Raw genomic sequence first — 16,311 nt, 5'->3', positions numbered from 1 at the left:
GTATGGTTTCTAAATCCATTTTGCTTCTCTATCTACATTAAACTTATATAGCTCTATTCTACCTGTACCCGTGCACCAAGACTATGAACTATAGTATGATGAATGTACTACAGTATAACGAAAGTTGAAGACATCGGGGAGTGATTTTCGTGATTACATTGATGGATATACGGCAGGATAACGGTGTGGACTGGTATGAAAAGGCTGGTGCAAATAGCGACAACGATGACTTACTGTTCATTTTGGTCACCTTTGGCAAATGTGTATATTGGGTGAACGATTGCAAATTCATTCTCGGTAAGGGTGAAACACTGCTTTTACCCGGTCATCTGGATTACTATGGCAAGAGCATTCCTACGCTTTTTCATACCAAGTATGTGATACATTGCCGCAAAACATGTACGAACAGCACACTTCCCATATTGAATACTGACAAGCCGTTGTTGATCAAACCTGGATGCTACGATATGCTGCATGAACGGATCAAATCGATGTACTATCAATGGACTGAACACCCAAGCTACTACACCATGATGGCTGACTGTCTGCTGACCGAGGCCATGATATATATGAATCAGGAATGGGACAAAGGCGCCATTTCTTGCGATCGAGAGCGACATGTGGAACATATGAAACAGTATATCCAGAACCACTACCGGGAAAAGGTGACCAAGGAGGAGCTTGGCGACGCCATCCGTAAAACCCCCAATTATGCCGCGACGCTGCTGCGTGAGGTAACACGCCAAACGATCAGTGAGCATGTACATACGCAACGTATTAAAACCGCCATCTACATGCTGACCGAGTCCCGGCTAACGATTCGTGAAATTTCGGAGTATGTGGGATATAGTGATGTTTCCTATTTTCATCGGATCTTCAAACGGTTAACAGGCTGCTCGCCGTCCGAATTTCTGGATGAACGTTCCTCAATCGTTTAGAACTACAGAAATAGGATTATGGGAAGATGATACGAAGCAATTTTGAATTTGAAGCTAGGGTGTGTACGCAAACTGTGAAGCCGTCCTCTGGGTTGCCCGTACCGGTGCTTCATGGCATTATTTACCCGATTATAATGGCCCTTGGTCTTCAGCCTACAGCTTTTTCTGGCGTTCGTGGTTGATGCACTGGGGAATCCGCTCCGCTTTGAGTTGACACCGGGACAGGCAGATGATTCGGTAATGGATTCCGAGCAAGCGAGACCGGAGGAGGAAGCGGGCGTATGACCAGGATACGTATAAAGAACGGCCAATTGATCGACTGCTTTTTTAATAAAATGAAAAATTATCAGAACTATAACACCTGATTAAGCTTACTTTCGGGTTCTTCACCGTTTTTTATATGTTTTATATTATTCACAAAGAAATCATATCTTTTTTTATGCAACTTGACGCCATCTGGCATGCCGGCAGTATGGGGAGTAAGTATGACATTACTCAGATCCCTTAGTTCACTGTCAATTGAAAGCGGTTCAGATTCAAACACATCCAAGCATGCTCCTGAAATTTCTTTATCTTTTAAAGCAGCTATTAAGTCATTTTCATTGACAATCCCACCGCGAGCCGTATTGATAAAAAGTGCGGTATTCTTCATCTTTTTGAATACTCCTTTATCAATCAGTTGTTTGGTTTGCGGATTCAGTGACGTATGTACAGTGACTATATCTGATACGCTTACAAGATTATCGAAATCCGTCATTTTTACAAAGCTGTCAGGTTGTACAACGGCATGTCTAGCATTAACTAGCACATTCATATCAAAAACCCTGCAAAACTCAGCTACTTTTTTACCGACAGCACCAAAGCCGATAATCCCTATCGTTTTACCTTTTAATTCACTTCCTGTATAATCCAACTGTTTTTCATCTATTCTGGTTTTCATGAATCTATCAAGGTAGGGTATGTTTTTATAATATGACAACATCAGCGCCATTACATGCTCGGCCACTGCCTGCGCATTAACTCCTGCAGCATTAGCTACCCAAATACCTAGTTGCGTGCAGGCATCAATATCTACATTATCATACCCTGCACCCGTCTGTACCAGTTTCAATTTTTTTGCCATGGAAAGTAAGTCGCGCTCCACTTTGATATGTTCAGGTATGATTACCTGACAGTCTCCAATATGATGCAGCATTTCTTTTCCCGGCGGCACAATTACAATGTCCCAGTCATTAGGAAAATATTTTTTAATATTTGATTTTGAAATTTGTGTAAAATAGCCTACTATAAGAATTTTCATTGTCAAGCCACCTCCAATTTCTTTGTTTTTACAATAATATGTTTATTGATATTTGTAAAATTGATAGTTTATATAAATTCTACATAGACTGAATTTTTGAATTACATTCGTATTCACAAGCGATCAATGACCTCCAACGATTTGTCATTGACGCGTTTCATGAAGGCTGCGACATTGATTCGAATATGATAAAACTTCTTGTAAAATACGTTGTGAACGACATCGCTCTTTAGCCACTTCCATAAACCTTCAATCAGGTTAAGGTCAGGCGAGTACTTCGGCAGAAAAACAAATTGTAATCGGTGATTCTGCTTCAAGAAACCTTGCACTTGGGCTGCATGATGAATGCGGCCGTTATCCAGGATCATCCACAATATCGACCTAATTAGATTGATTAGAGCCTATACGCAAACCTATTTGAGCCACATCCTTATCGAAATCAACGCCAAAAAAGCCTTGAACATGCTCCCAATGACATAGGAGAAATCTTTTGATCGAGTTGAGTCTTTTCTTTTTCAACAGCAATTGATTCTATGGGTTTCGCATTTTTGATAACTTCATTATATTCTTCAGGCGTCAAACCGCTCAATAGTGAATTCGAATTAGCAATTGAAGAATATGGTGGGAAGTCCATTTCATTGAGATGCTCTGAAACCCATTGCGTTATGAGCCGACTGTTGGCCAAAGCCAAATTACGTATCCGGATACGTAATGATAAAGTCTATAAAAAACGGTCTCCCCACCTGGAAGCTTCTCTAGCATCCCTTTTCAACAAGGGCCAAGAGCGCTCCAAAGTAGGGCGACCGTTATAGTTCATTTATATGCGAATCTGTGCTTATTCCGAAATCATATTAAGTTGAAGAACCCGCTGTTTTGACCTCTTCCAACATTTTATCGTTATAGCCAAACATCCAGGTCAGAACAAAGGCTACAACCATAGCAGCCAAGTTCGCCAAAATGTAAAGCGGAAGCTGATGGTTCATGTAGAGCAACGTGCCTGGAATGACCGTAACTGCCATACCTGTAGCCGCTAAATGGAAGACAGAAGCGATAAAACCACCAACCGCACCACCGATAAGACCCATGACAAAAGGCTTCATATATCTCAGGTTGACCCCGAAAATAGCTGGCTCCGTAATCCCCAGAAAAGCAGACAACGAGGAAGGAAGTGCCAATGCTTTCAGCTTGCTATTCTTCGTTTTCAGTCCAACCGCCAGACAGGCAGCACCTTGAGCAGCCATAGCGCAGGTAATGATAGCGTTAAAGGCATTTACGCCGTTCTTTTCAAGCAGTTGAATCTCCAAGAAATTAAAGATATGATGCACACCTGTAACGACGATAATCTGATGCAAGAAACCGATGACAATCCCTGCAATACCGAAAGGCAAATCCAGCACAAACGTTGTTCCGTGCAGCACCCATTCTTCGAGTGAATGGAAAATCGGACCGATGGCAAACAATCCCAAAGTGATCATGATCAACAGTGTTAAAAACGGTGTGAGAATCAAATCTAGCGCTTCAGGCACCCGTTTGCGCAGCGCCCGCTCCAGTTTGGCTCCGATCAAGCCCACGAAGAAAGCTGGCAATACCGAGCCTTGATAGCCCACCACAGGAATGAACCCGAACATCGTCAACGGGTGGGCTGAGCCGTCCGCAACACTATAAGCGTTGGGCAAGGCCGGGTTTACCAGCATCAGACCGAGAACGATACCCAGCACCGGACTACCGCCGAATACTCTAAAGGCTGACCATGCAACTAACGCTGGCAGAAAAGCAAAGGCCGTATCCGTTAATACTTGTGTGTACAATAGAAAATTGGGTGAAATGTCCTGTGGCGTCATGCCGAGTAGAGCGAGAATTTGCGGCTGAGTGAGCAAGCCACGTAGCCCCATGAACAGCCCTGTAGCGACCAGCACAGGAATAATCGGTACAAACACATCGCCAAAGGTACGAATGGAGCGCTGGAATACATTTCCTTCCTTTTTCGCCTGACTCTTCACCTCTTCTTTAGATGAACCAGTCACGCCAAGCTTTTCGACCTCTTCAAAAATTCGATTTACCGTACCTGTACCAAAAATAATCTGATATTGCCCGGAATTGAAAAAAGCACCCTTGACCTTGTCGATCTCCTCAACTTTTTTCTGATCAATCTTCTCCTTGTCATGCACCATAATCCGCAAGCGCGTCGCACAATGAGCAAAAGATGCAATATTTTCTTGCCCACCGATTGCCTGGATCACTTCTTTAGCTATTTCTCTGTTTTCCGCCATGATGTTCATCCTCTCGTTCATTCCGTTATGTTTGATGATTAACGAACCACTTGATGTTTTAGCCTACTCATGTAAAATCCCATTTCACCGCTTGGAAGAGAGCCTCTCCCTTGTCGGCAAAAAAGCGTATTTCGTCACTCTCCGGTTGCGGAAAAATACGACTGGTGAACACTTCTTCCCCATCATTGACGAAAATCTCAACTGAAGACGCATCTACAAACAAATGTAGTTTGATATGATCTTTGTCCCATGAACACTGCCGTACCTCACCATACGAAGTGGCTACAGGTTCACCTGATTGCGAACGATCCAATACTAGTTTGCGGCTGACGGCATTATATTTAATCACCGTCTTCTCAGTCTCACTCGCACGGAATTCAATACCAAACACCTTAGCGCTTAAAAGATCTACCTCACAAATCAGCTCATAGGCTGTACCTGTAAATCCTTCATAGGTTTTGCTCTCTGAGAATAACGTGTCAGCTACCCGATCCTCACGATTTCTACGCAGCGTAGTCAGCTCAGGGATTGGCCGCTGCAAGAGTTTGCCCTCATGAAGCGTAAGCTCCCTTGGTAATGTCAGACAATGAGCCCATCCGTTCGGATCTGTGGGATATTCGATATCCGGCAGGCCCATCCATGCCACCATAATACGCCGCCCCTGTGGGTCAATCATCGTCTGTGGCGCATAGAAGTCAAAGCCTCTATCGAGCTCGTGGAATGCACCGTGCTCCAGTCTTCTTGTTCCGGTATCCAACGGCTTGCCGATTACGTAGCCCGATTGATAAATATTGTGATTTTCATCCCCAGAAGGCTCCAAGCCCTGAGGAGAAAAGATCAAGACCCCCGCTTCGTTCAGTTCAAAATAATCTGGACATTCCCACATGTAGCCAAACGACTCCAGGCCTGTGCACAATTCTCCCTCAAACTCCCACGTACGAAGGTCGGTTGATCGGTAGAGGACCGCGCAGCCTGTTAAATTCGTTCTCTGGGCACCAATCACACAGTAAAAGCTATCGCCGTCTTTCCATAGCTTGGGATCACGAAAATGGTCTGTATAGCCTTCTGGTACATTGGCAATAACAGGATGCTCCCATTTGGTAATGTGACCGCTCTCATCCATAACAGCCATGCATTGATAAGGATGTCTAATCCAGTTTTCGTCTCGTGTATTCCCTGTATACATCATGTGTAACTTACCCTCATGCTCCAGTGCGCTGCCGGAATAAGCCCCATGCGAATCAAAATAGTTCCCCGGTGCGATCCCAATGCCCGCACTATTCCATGTGACCAAATCTCTGGATTTCAGATGATACCAGTATTTCATCCCATGATCCGTTCCGAGCGGAAACCACTGATAAAACAAGTGGTATTCACCTTGGTAATAAGAAAATCCATTGGGGTCATTGAGCAAACCGGTCGGTGGCTGGATATGAAACGCCTGCCGCCAGTGACATTGCTCCACTTTCTCCTCCAAGCCGGCTATTTCACCGGGCTCTGCCTGCTCGATCATTCGATACTTTTGTTCTCTTGTCATTTTCATAGTTGTACCTCATTTTTATTAAAACTTCGCTTCAGGAACCGGTTCCAAATTAATGAAAAAATATTTGATCGGAACCGGTTCCTATACGATTAAAAAAAATGCTCATCCATGGATTTGCAACCGATTCCATTTGTGCCCGAATGCTATGGAACCGGTTTCGTAGAAATTATAATCCACTTGTTCAGCGTTTGTCAACGCTTTCTCTTTCGATAAGAGAATAATTCATGACCGTCACTTTTTCTACCGATTTATGTTCTACCAGCCGCATAATATTTTGCGCTGCTACACGTCCAGCCTCCATATACGGATATTGAACGGTTGTCAGGGCAGGGTGAATGACCTCCGTAATATCGTATCCCCCAAAGCCAGTTACCGACAAATCCGACGGGATGACAATCCCTCTGGAATAAGCAGCATTGATTACGCCCAGCGCGATATTATCCGTAGCACACACCATTAACGATGGCTTGAAATTGTCCAAAATGGCGGATGCAGCAATCCGTGCATCGGACATTTTAAATCCGGTCTCATAGTATCTGATATCATATCCTGCTGCTCGCATCGCATCGTCCGTATGAGACTCAGCAGGCAATGCATCGCGAACAGCCTGCCTAAAGCCCTCCTTGCGCTGCACACCGACGGCAACATCCTTTTCAGTAACACCAACGTAGGCAATTTCGCGGTGTCCCTGTGACAAAACGTACGTGCCGATATCATATCCTGCACGATAGTCATCGTGGATAAGGCTATGAAGCTGCTCGTGCTGCTGGCCCACCAGCAACACCGGAATACCGATGTCACGAATCGCGGTCAGATGGTCGTCTGTAATTTGAGCAGCCAGCAAAATGATACCCGAAATCTTTTGTCGTCCCAGCTCATAAATAGCTTCGATTTCACGCTGTACATCCTGGCTCGTATTAGAGATCAGCATCTGATAATGCTGAGAACGCAGCTCCTCATCAATCCCCATCAGCGTATGGGATGTCGCAAAAGAATCCAGACGCGGCACAACAGTGCCGATGATGTTGGTCCGCTTCGCCTTAAGACTCTGGGCAAAGGCATTGGGCACATACCCCGTGGCTTTAACCACTTTTTCAATTTTACGTTTCGTATCCAAGCTGACAGACCCGCCGTTCAAAAAACGGGATACCGTGCTCTTGGATACACCAGCCATTTGGGCTATATCTGCAATCGTCTTATTCATGAAGTCCCCCGGAGATTTTTCATATTCATATGCTTCCAAAACGTCTCTTTTCATATAACCCTATAATACCATATGACGGGATTGGATTGCTGTAGCTCCAGACCCATCATGCACAAAACGCCGTCCCTTCAGTGAAGAAGAAAACGGCGTCTCATGATGAACGTAATTTTAAAAATCAAAGTTATCCGGATCTGGACCTACCCGAAGATCGGCATTTAACGCCTGAATTTGATCCATATCCTCGCGCGTCAGTTCGAAGTCAAAAATGTCGGCATTTTCTACGATCCGATGCGCCTTAGTGGACTTGGGAATGGTGACAACTCCCTGCTGCACATCCCAGCGTAAAATCACTTGCGCCACCGATTTGCCGTACTTGGTCGCTATGTCTTGCAGTACCGGATGATCGAGCAATTGGCCTTGCATTAACGGGGACCAGGCTTCCATTTGAATGTCGTTCTTTTGACAGAATTGCAACAGCTCGGCTTGGGTTAATTGTGGATGGAATTCCACCTGATTGATCATTGGCTTAATTTCAGCATCCTTCATGAGATCTTCCAAATGATGAATCTGGAAGTTGCTGACTCCAATTGCCTTAATCCGTCCTTCTTTATACAAGGATTCCAACGCTCTCCAAGCTTCTTTATACTTTCCTTGAACTGGCCAATGAATCAGATATAGATCCAGATATTCCAGACCCAGCTTGTCCAGACTGGCTTCATAAGCGGCTCGTGTCTCTTCATAGCCTAAATCTGCATTCCACACTTTGGACGTGACGAACAGATCTTCTCTGGACAGATTATTTTCCTGTAGGGCTTCCTGAATAGCCTGTCCTACACTGCTTTCATTCGCATAGATTGCAGCTGTATCTATACTGCGGTAGCCATGCTTTACAGCAGCCTTTATAGCATCGACCAGCTCCGAACCTTCTTCCACTTTAAATACCCCGATGCCAAACCAAGGCATACGAACTCCGTTGTTTAACAATGTTGTGCTTTGTAAGTTTTGTGTCATTTTTTTATCTTCCTCTCTATTTTTTAAAAGCTTTAACCTGTAATGGGGGTTGTATCCCTTTTTTCGAGCATACGACTCCAGCCTGTGAGCAAAACCGCAACGAAAACCATAATGCTCCCGATCCAGGCCGTATGAATGAGACCGAGTGAATCCGTTACAATCCCGCCTACATAAGCTCCGATTGCTATCCCTGCGTTGAAAGCTGCAATATTAACAGCAGAGGCGACATCGACAGCTTTGGGTGCAAACCGTTCGGCCAACATGACGACATATACCTGTAGCCCGGGTACGTTCATAAACGCAAGCAATCCCATAAAGAAGATCGTAATCAGTCCTGCCGTTTTAAAGGGTGCCGTGAACAACAGGAGGAAAAGGATCACTGCTTGAATCAGAAACATGTAAAACAAAGCTGAAAGCGGCTTGCGGTTTGCTGCTTTTCCGCCAATGACATTCCCGATGGCAATCGCAATTCCATACAGCAAAAGAATAAACGTTACTGTACTTTGCTGAAACCCGGTTATGTCGTGAAGTAATGGAGATAAATAAGTAAACACCACAAATGTGCCTCCATACCCCAAAGCTGTAATGATAAATGCGAGTAGCAAGCGACCATTGGTAACCAGTTTGACCTGCTCGCGGAAAGGAGTCTTGTTCCCTTTGCGCAGCGTAGATGGCAGTAGAATCAAATTGGCGATGAGTGCCACTACACCGACGACCACAATCGCCATAAATGCAGCCCGCCAACCCCATTGCTGCCCAATGTAGGTACCCAAAGGTACACCTGTGACCGTGGCTACGGTCAACCCGGAGAACATAATGGAAATCGCACTCGCTCGCCGATCATCCGGCACAAGATCGGCCGCGATGGTGGAACCGATGGACATGAACACCCCATGGGCGAACGCCGAGATCACACGTGCAATCAGCAGCAAGACAATTCCGCTAGAGACCGCAGCGAGGCTGTTACCTGCAATAAATATAATCATGATCCACAGCAGCAACGTTTTACGGGGAACACTTGATGTTAATGAGGTCAAGACAGGTGCCCCGATGGTAACCCCTAATGCATACAGCGTTACAGTTAGTGCAGACATCGTTACAGATATGTGCAAGTCTTCAGCAATCAGGGGAAGCAGTCCCACGCTGATGAACTCAGTTGTCCCAATCGCAAAGGCGCTTACGGCTAGAGCCAGTAATGGCCAGATGCTTCGTTTTGATTCTGGCGACATGTTTTTCACTCCTATCTATAGAAATCTTCGACCAGCAAATGTTATTATGAGTTATTCAAGCAAATATGAACAGTACGTACTTTTTAGTGATATAGGTACTAAAAAGTACCCTAAATAAAGTTCTTTTCGATCAAAACAGGTGGTTCAGGTATGTATAACAGAAAGCGATGCACATGGGGGGAATCGGCATTGGGGAAGAAAAAATATAATATCTCTGTTGAGGCGACGTTAGAGGTGATCGGAGGGAAATGGAAATGCGTGATTCTGTGTCACTTGACACATGGAAAAATGCGGACAAGTGAATTAAAACGGATGATGCCTTCCATAACACAAAAAATGCTGACCCAGCAGCTTCGTGAATTAGAGGAAGACGGCATTGTCAATCGGATTAGCTATAATCAGGTTCCACCCAAAGTAGAGTACGAGCTTAGTGAATATGGATGTAGTCTGAAAGGCATTTTAGATTCTCTTTGTGCCTGGGGAGAAAGACATATTATTAAAGAATACGGGGATAAATCCGCTGTTTTGGAAGATAACATTCTGAATAAGCTGTAAGACATAAAAAGCGCCTGCAATACATCAGCAGGCGCTTCCTCTTTCTCCAAATTCCAAGAGCTACGAATAGGACATTATTTTATTTTGTGAAATCAATGACCATACGTCCTTGGATTTTGCCTTGCTCCATCTCCTCGAAGATCTCATTAATGTCTTCAAGCGGGCGTTTTTGTACAAGAGGGACGACTTTACCTTCTGCAGCGAACTGGAACGCTTCTTTAAGGTCTTCACGAGTGCCGACCAAGGAGCCGATCACTTGAATGCCGTCCAGAACCAGACGCGGAATATCCAGATCCATTTTATCGGTTGGAAGACCTACAGCTACGACACGCGCACCAGCCTTCACAACGTCGATGGCCTGGTTGAAAGGCGTTTTGGCAACAGCAGTAACCACGGTTGCATCCAGACCAGCACCGTTTGTTAACTCCTTGGCTCGAGCGACCGGATCTTCTTTCATGCTGTTAACGATATAGTCAGCACCAATTTGTTTGGCCAGTTCTAGTTTTTCATCACTGATGTCAAAGGCTACAACTTTAGCATTGAATACATTTTTGGCGTATTGTACAGCCAGGTTACCCAAGCCGCCAATGCCGAAGATACCGATCCATTGTCCTGGTTTGATTTCACTTACTTTAACTGCTTTATATGTTGTAACCCCTGCGCAAGTCACACTGCTTGCAGCGGCGGGGTCAAGACTATCTGGTACTTTGACCGCGTAGTCAGCTGTGACAATACATTGCTCTGCCATTGCACCGTCTACCGTGTATCCGGCATTCTTCACTTCACGACACAGCGTTTCCCGCCCAGTTAAGCAATATTCGCAGTGACCACAGCTTTGGAACATCCAGGCAATACTTACGCGATCGCCAATCTTAAGACTGGTTACTCCTTCACCTAATTCAATGACTTTCCCAATACCTTCATGCCCCAGAACTCTGCCTGTGACATCACCGAAATCTGCATTTTTTACATGTAAATCTGTGTGGCAAACTCCGCAGTATTCAACTTGGACTAACGCTTCCCCATGCTTCAGGGAGCGTAAAGGTTTCTCTTCTACACTAACTTTCTTGTCTTTTGTAACAATTGCTGCTTTCATGTAGATCTCTCCTTTAAATAAATATGGAATTATTTTGTAATGCACACTCCAATATTATAGTAATTTTTGCCCAAAAAGGACAAACATAATAAATCTAACTTAAACTATTTAATCGAAAAACGTTTCTTTCTAAGTCCTTGGACCCTTGTAGGAACTTTGTACAATAATTTACAATGTAAAAAGTTTCACATACTCTATTTTGGAAGAAGGATAAAGAAACATGAAAAAAAACTGGAAAGGTTGCCTGTTCAGCATATTTGCCATTATCTTGGTTGTGTCGGTAACAGGATGCAATTCACAGCCCGCCATTTCTAGTACCCCCAGCACTTCATCCTCATCAGTTAATAACGCTCAAGCAGTTGTTCAGAAAGGCCCGCACTGGTCCTATGAAGGAGACCAGGGACCGGAACATTGGGGAGAGCTGGAAAAAGATTTTGTTGCTTGTGGTAACGGCCACGAACAATCTCCTGTCAATATAGAGCATACCCATTTGGAAGCATCGCAAACGCAGCACCCGCTGCAAGTTCATTACACCAATACGAAAGCATCCATTTTGAATAATGGGCACACTGTGCAAATCAATGTTGCCGATGCCAGCAATAGCATCATGCTGGACGGTACTAAATTCACTTTAAAGCAGTTTCATTTCCATCACCCGAGCGAACACCAAATAGATGGTAAAAATGCTGAAATGGAGCTTCATTTTGTCCATCAAAGCGACAACGGAAGCACAGCTGTCTTAGGGGTTCTTATCCAAAGCGGCAAAGAAAACAAGGCTTTCAACCGCATTTGGTCCAAACTACCAAAGGATAATTCCCAAGAAGCGGCGGCTCTAGATAAAGAAATAAATCTCGCTGCGCTGCTGCCAAAAGACCTGCACTCCGTTCGCTACAACGGATCGCTGACTACCCCGCCATGCACAGAACATGTAAATTGGACAGTGCTGGAGCAGCCTATTGAAATGTCCGCAGACCAAATCAACCAGTTTGCTGCCATTTTCCCCGATAACCATCGTCCTGTACAACAACTGGGAACCCGGGAACTGACTGCCGATAAATAATAAAATAAAGTGCCGTAAGATGTAAGGTGCATTCTTTATATAAATACAACCGAAAAGCCCCCTCTATTCATCTAGTTAGAGGGGGCTTTTCGGTATTAAATTTACTGCTCATTACAAGCGCACCAGTTCCTCCACCTTCACCGGTTGACCTGTACGCATAGAGCGGTTGGCGGCGATGCCTGTTAAAATGGACCATGCACCGTCGATATGTGAGGCCGCACGATGAAACCGATCCTCTGCCGGCTTATCAAAAATATCACGCAGCATAACTGGATCTCCTCCGCCATGACCACCAACGCCTTCCTCCACTTCGACTTCATAAGGCGCTGCAAAGTGGGGATAGATGGTGATGGTCTTCTCTTTTAGCGCACCCTCATCTGCCTTGCTGCCACCGGAATTAACATAGGATTGCTCGGATACCCGAACCTCCATCCGTCCCTTCGTGCCGTTAAATACGATGATAAAGCCCTCCCAAGGCATGTAAGCATTCAGCGAATAGTTCATCACCGTCTTGTTCTGATACTTCACCATGACACTCAGCGTATCTTCAATGCTGATATTGTCGCCAAATACACTTTGATCCCGCACATAGCCATCCTCATGCTCAGCGTCCAGATACATGCTTTTTAGATGCTCGTTACGGTCCAGGTGTAGCGCAAAGGGGTCATTTTCCGCTGCCTTGCTGCCGTAAGCCCGTTGATAAAACTCCGTCACGCCACGCTGCTCCGCATTTTCCCGGCCGTAAAATTTCAGATCTCCCATCGCATACACCGTCTCCGGTTTCGAGCCAAGCCAGAAGTTCATCAGATCAAAATGATGCGTCGATTTATGCACCAGCAGACCGCCGCTATTGCGCTTGTCCCGGTGCCACCGACGGAAATAATCCGCGCCATGCTGTGTATTCAGCAGCCATTCGAAATTGACTGACAGCACCTCTCCGAGCGTTCCGTCCATGATCAGCTCACGGATTTTCGTATTATGCGGCGCATAGCGGTAGTTAAAGGTGACGCGCAGCTTCCGTCCCGTGCGGTCTATGGCATCCAAAATGTCTTGGCATTTATCTTCATCCACCGTCATCGGCTTCTCAGAAATGACATCACAGCCCAGCTCCATCGCCCGGATAATATACCGATGATGCACCCGGTCAATGGTCGTGACAATGACGATATCCGGCTGCGTCTCCGCGATCATCCGATCAAACTCGTGAGCTTTATAGGTCGGAATCGGCTCATGCTCGTATTTCTCCTGCAGCAGCCGATTGGCATAATCCATTCTCGTCTGATTGACGTCACAGAAAGCGATCAGCTCCGAGGTATCTTTGAAAACGGTAACAACTTCACCGTAAAAAAATTCGGCTCTTCCTCCGGTACCCACAAGTGCATATTTGATTTTAGCCAATTGGTTCACACCCTTTACATGAATTGCTTTTATTTTATAGTATAAGAAAGAGCAAAATCTTCGCTTTTATTATGATTTTTCCCGTAAAGTATACATATATTATCCTCATGCATTCTTTCATTAAAGGAGACTATCGATATGATCGCTACACCCCGTTTTGCCATCGAGCAAGCGTTGCGGAAGGTGCCATTCAGCATGTCCGCCGACCATGTCCACCAAGCGCACGAAATCTATTATTTGCTGGCAGGAGAGCGCTACTATTACATTAATCAGCGGGTATATGCGCTCCAGAAAGGCGATCTGATTTGGATTAGCAAACATGATTTTCACCGTACGAGTAACAAGGGTAGCGGTAGCCATGAACGGATTTTGATTAACTTTGATGAAGAATTTGCAGCCTCGTCAATGACCGTCTCTCCCTCCAGCGATCAGAACCAGCTTCTTCTGCCAGAAAAAAGCTTTCTGCTTCGCCCCTCCGCGGAAGAACAATGCGAGCTGGAGCATCTATTCCGGCAAATGCTGGATGAATACCACCAAGAACATGCCTACCGCCAGCTATATCTCCAGAGCTTGCTACTCCAGCTCCTTATCCGCATCCGGCGCATACAATCGGCCACTGCCGATATCATTGCACCGGAACGTAGCGAAAAGCAGCAGCGCGTGTACTCGGTCATTGCATATCTGCATGCTCATTATGCCGAGAGCCTGTCGCTAGATCAGCTGGCTGAGCATTTTTATATTAGCAGCACGTATTTGTGCCGTATTTTCAAGCAGACAACAGGTTTTACTTTAGTAGAATATCTTCAGGATGTGCGGGTCCAGCAGGCTCGTGCATATTTGAGAGAAACAAACTGGAAAGTGACTTCCATTGCTGAAAAAACGGGTTTTGATAGCATCGCTCACTTTGGTCGTGTATTCAAGCATCTTACCGGGCACACCCCGCTACAGTACCGAAAAAAATACAAAAAGGAGTAGAGATGCCCCTACCCCTTAATTCCCGTCAAGGTGATGCCTTCAATAATTTGCTTTTGGGCAATGATATAGACGATCAGCACCGGGACGACAGAAATGGTGGTACCCGCCATCATCAGTGACCAATCGGCGGTATATAACCCTTTGAAATTGTTAAGTAAAAGCGGAACCGTGAATTTCTCCGGTGTGTTGAGATAGATAAGCGGATCAAGAAAGCTGTTCCAGGCACCCAAAAAGGTGAAAATCCCTATCGCCGCCAATGCCGGACGAATGAGTGGCAGAATGACGCTCCAGTAAATACGAATGTAGCCCGCCCCATCCATGACTGCCGCTTCCTCCAGATCGCGTGGAATACCCATGACAAACTGGCGGAGCAGAAACACCGCAAATGCATTAAACAAGGCTCCAGGCACGATCAGCGACCAATGCGTATCCAGCCAACCGATGCGGTCCATCACCAAATATAACGGAATCATCGTCACCTGCTTGGGTACCATCATCGTAGCGAGGAACAAGATAAACAGTATATTCGAGCCCGGAAACCGGATTTTAGCAAAAGCATACGCCGCCATAGACGCGCTAATCAGCGTCGCTGTCACGATGATCGCCGTAATGTAAAAGCTGTTCATGTACGCCTGGACGAAGGGCATCGCCTCCAGCGAGGCCGGATAGTTGCTCCATACGAACGGATCGGGAATCCATTGAGGCGGGACGACGAAAATTTGAGAAATATCCTTCAGGGAACTGAGAACAGTCCACAGGAATGGAAAAAACATGACTAAAGAGCCGACAGCGAGCAGCACATGGCGCAGGAATACCCTACCTCTGGAACTAATCTCCATAGTGCACCCACCTCTTTTGCATTTTAAATTGCAGCAATGTAAATACGAGAATGATCACGAACAAAATCATTGCAGCCGCAGCACTTTCTCCCATTGTGAAGTCAATGAACGCCTGATCGTAAATGTGGTACACCAGCGTATAGCTTGCTTTGGCTGGCCCTCCATTCGTCATGACAAACGCCTGATCGAACACCTGAAAAGAACTAATGACCATCATGATGGTCACAAAAAAGGTCGTCGGTGACAACAGCGGCAATGTAATATACCTTAGCTGCTGGAACTTGCTGGCCCCGTCAATTTCAGCTGCCTCGTAATAGCTTTTGGAGATACCCTGAAGTCCTGCCAGAAAAATGACCATATTATATCCCAGTCCCAGCCATACGCTCAAAAGCGCAATCGACGGAATCACCCACTGCGTATCAGTAAGCCACATCGGGCCTGTAATCCCAATCGCTCGCAGCAGATGATTTAAAATGCCAAACTCGCCGTTCAGTATCCACATCCAGATGACGCCAACCGATACCGAACTGGTTACGACGGGCATGAAAAAGAACAAGCGATAGATTTCCTTGCCCTTCACTTTGTTGAGCACGATGGCTACGAGCAGAGCCAATATAATCCCCGCCGGGATGACTAGCACCATATAGTACATCGTATTCATGAGTGCCTTCCAAAAATCAGGATCAGATAATTGGCCCTTGAAATTGTCCAAGCCGACAAACAAGGGGACGCCAAATCCATCCCAGTTTACAAAGCTTAAGTAAAGCGCATATAGCAACGGCAACAGCGAAAAACATAACAGACCCAAAAACTGGGGGCCAATGAATAGATAGCCCCACAGCGCTTGATGCTTTTTCTGCATCTTGTCACCTTCCTCCCCGGTCACGGCCCAT

The 16,311-nt window shown here is 45.6% G+C and carries 15 protein-coding genes and 1 pseudogene; 4 read left to right on the top strand and 12 right to left on the bottom strand.

All coding sequences use genetic code 11. The annotated features are described in order from the left end of the window. Nucleotides 1-149 precede the first annotated feature (149 nt). On the top strand, nt 150-938 hold the full coding sequence (locus T3H97_RS01420) for a helix-turn-helix domain-containing protein (protein WP_025722577.1): 789 nt from the start codon (nt 150-152) through the stop codon (nt 936-938). A 352-nt stretch (nt 939-1,290) separates the two neighbouring features. Here the strand turns inward: T3H97_RS01420 and T3H97_RS01415 are convergent, their stop codons facing one another. From T3H97_RS01415 to T3H97_RS01380, 8 genes and pseudogenes are all read right to left on the bottom strand, one after another. Continuing rightward, nucleotides 1,291-2,238 carry an NAD(P)-dependent oxidoreductase gene (locus T3H97_RS01415; protein ID WP_328801478.1) on the bottom strand — a complete coding sequence of 316 codons (948 nt, stop codon included), beginning with the start codon at nt 2,236-2,238 and terminating at the stop codon, nt 1,291-1,293. Between the two features lie 113 nt (nt 2,239-2,351). After that, nucleotides 2,352-2,606: pseudogene (locus tag T3H97_RS01410) on the bottom strand (transposase); the annotation flags it as partial. 71 nt (nt 2,607-2,677) lie between these two features. Beyond that, entirely contained in the window at nt 2,678-2,929 is a 252-nt protein-coding gene (locus T3H97_RS01405; protein ID WP_328801477.1) for a hypothetical protein, read from the bottom strand. Nucleotides 2,930-3,089: 160 nt separating this feature from the next. Then, the gene (locus T3H97_RS01400) at nt 3,090-4,508 is read right to left on the bottom strand and encodes a sucrose-specific PTS transporter subunit IIBC (RefSeq protein WP_081326318.1); all 1,419 of its coding nucleotides are present in this window, start codon (nt 4,506-4,508) and stop codon (nt 3,090-3,092) included. Between the two features lie 67 nt (nt 4,509-4,575). Next, entirely contained in the window at nt 4,576-6,051 is a 1,476-nt protein-coding gene (locus T3H97_RS01395; RefSeq protein WP_328801476.1) for a glycoside hydrolase family 32 protein, read from the bottom strand. A 181-nt stretch (nt 6,052-6,232) separates the two neighbouring features. Continuing rightward, nucleotides 6,233-7,255, bottom strand: coding sequence for a LacI family DNA-binding transcriptional regulator (locus T3H97_RS01390; RefSeq protein ID WP_071559707.1), 1,023 nt, complete (start codon nt 7,253-7,255; stop codon nt 6,233-6,235). Nucleotides 7,256-7,423: 168 nt separating this feature from the next. Beyond that, entirely contained in the window at nt 7,424-8,266 is an 843-nt protein-coding gene (locus T3H97_RS01385) for an aldo/keto reductase (RefSeq protein WP_328801475.1), read from the bottom strand. A gap of 32 nt (nt 8,267-8,298) precedes the next feature. After that, nucleotides 8,299-9,495: an MFS transporter gene (locus tag T3H97_RS01380; protein ID WP_328801474.1), complete on the bottom strand. Its 1,197-nt coding sequence runs from the start codon at nt 9,493-9,495 to the stop codon at nt 8,299-8,301. A 189-nt stretch (nt 9,496-9,684) separates the two neighbouring features. On the opposite strand from T3H97_RS01380, the gene T3H97_RS01375 reads away from it, so the two are divergent. After that, the gene (locus T3H97_RS01375) at nt 9,685-10,050 is read left to right on the top strand and encodes a winged helix-turn-helix transcriptional regulator (protein ID WP_013308345.1); all 366 of its coding nucleotides are present in this window, start codon (nt 9,685-9,687) and stop codon (nt 10,048-10,050) included. Between the two features lie 79 nt (nt 10,051-10,129). Here the strand turns inward: T3H97_RS01375 and adhP are convergent, their stop codons facing one another. Beyond that, nucleotides 10,130-11,146 (bottom strand): alcohol dehydrogenase AdhP, encoded by a 1,017-nt coding sequence (gene adhP, locus T3H97_RS01370; protein WP_250242032.1) that lies wholly within the window; start codon nt 11,144-11,146, stop codon nt 10,130-10,132. Between the two features lie 220 nt (nt 11,147-11,366). Here adhP and T3H97_RS01365 point away from each other — a divergent pair, with 220 nt between their 5' ends. Further along, nucleotides 11,367-12,206: a carbonic anhydrase gene (locus tag T3H97_RS01365; RefSeq protein ID WP_328801473.1), complete on the top strand. Its 840-nt coding sequence runs from the start codon at nt 11,367-11,369 to the stop codon at nt 12,204-12,206. Nucleotides 12,207-12,317: 111 nt separating this feature from the next. On the opposite strand, the gene T3H97_RS01360 is transcribed toward T3H97_RS01365, so the two are convergent. After that, nucleotides 12,318-13,604 (bottom strand): Gfo/Idh/MocA family protein, encoded by a 1,287-nt coding sequence (locus T3H97_RS01360; RefSeq protein ID WP_328801472.1) that lies wholly within the window; start codon nt 13,602-13,604, stop codon nt 12,318-12,320. A 138-nt stretch (nt 13,605-13,742) separates the two neighbouring features. On the opposite strand from T3H97_RS01360, the gene T3H97_RS01355 reads away from it, so the two are divergent. Then, complete coding sequence (locus T3H97_RS01355; RefSeq protein ID WP_328801471.1) at nt 13,743-14,579, top strand: helix-turn-helix transcriptional regulator; 837 nt, start codon at nt 13,743-13,745, stop codon at nt 14,577-14,579. 8 nt (nt 14,580-14,587) lie between these two features. On the opposite strand, the gene T3H97_RS01350 is transcribed toward T3H97_RS01355, so the two are convergent. Beyond that, complete coding sequence (locus T3H97_RS01350; protein WP_250242020.1) at nt 14,588-15,418, bottom strand: carbohydrate ABC transporter permease; 831 nt, start codon at nt 15,416-15,418, stop codon at nt 14,588-14,590. Next, nucleotides 15,408-16,280 (bottom strand): carbohydrate ABC transporter permease, encoded by an 873-nt coding sequence (locus T3H97_RS01345; protein WP_274483597.1) that lies wholly within the window; start codon nt 16,278-16,280, stop codon nt 15,408-15,410. The genes T3H97_RS01350 and T3H97_RS01345 overlap by 11 nt, the downstream gene beginning before the upstream one ends. Between the last annotated feature and the right edge of the window lie 31 nt (nt 16,281-16,311).

The sequence above is a fragment of the Paenibacillus sp. LX16 genome, assembly GCF_036252815.1.
Lineage (GTDB): Bacteria > Bacillota > Bacilli > Paenibacillales > Paenibacillaceae > Paenibacillus > Paenibacillus polymyxa_B.
This window is presented reverse-complemented; position numbering and strand designations above follow the sequence as displayed.

Bases quoted from the DNA above. Each gene is read 5' to 3' on its own strand.
- T3H97_RS01395 (WP_328801476.1), bottom strand. From the start codon at position 6,051: ATGAAAATGACAAGAGAACAAAAGTATCGAATGATCGAGCAGGCAGAG.
- T3H97_RS01380 (WP_328801474.1), bottom strand. From the start codon at position 9,495: ATGTCGCCAGAATCAAAACGAAGCATCTGGCCATTACTGGCTCTAGCC.
- T3H97_RS01390 (WP_071559707.1), bottom strand. From the start codon at position 7,255: ATGAATAAGACGATTGCAGATATAGCCCAAATGGCTGGTGTATCCAAG.
- T3H97_RS01355 (WP_328801471.1), top strand. From the start codon at position 13,743: ATGATCGCTACACCCCGTTTTGCCATCGAGCAAGCGTTGCGGAAGGTG.
- T3H97_RS01385 (WP_328801475.1), bottom strand. From the start codon at position 8,266: ATGACACAAAACTTACAAAGCACAACATTGTTAAACAACGGAGTTCGT.
- T3H97_RS01415 (WP_328801478.1), bottom strand. From the start codon at position 2,238: ATGAAAATTCTTATAGTAGGCTATTTTACACAAATTTCAAAATCAAAT.
- T3H97_RS01350 (WP_250242020.1), bottom strand. From the start codon at position 15,418: ATGGAGATTAGTTCCAGAGGTAGGGTATTCCTGCGCCATGTGCTGCTC.
- adhP (WP_250242032.1), bottom strand. From the start codon at position 11,146: ATGAAAGCAGCAATTGTTACAAAAGACAAGAAAGTTAGTGTAGAAGAG.
- T3H97_RS01365 (WP_328801473.1), top strand. From the start codon at position 11,367: ATGAAAAAAAACTGGAAAGGTTGCCTGTTCAGCATATTTGCCATTATC.
- T3H97_RS01400 (WP_081326318.1), bottom strand. From the start codon at position 4,508: ATGGCGGAAAACAGAGAAATAGCTAAAGAAGTGATCCAGGCAATCGGT.
- T3H97_RS01345 (WP_274483597.1), bottom strand. From the start codon at position 16,280: ATGCAGAAAAAGCATCAAGCGCTGTGGGGCTATCTATTCATTGGCCCC.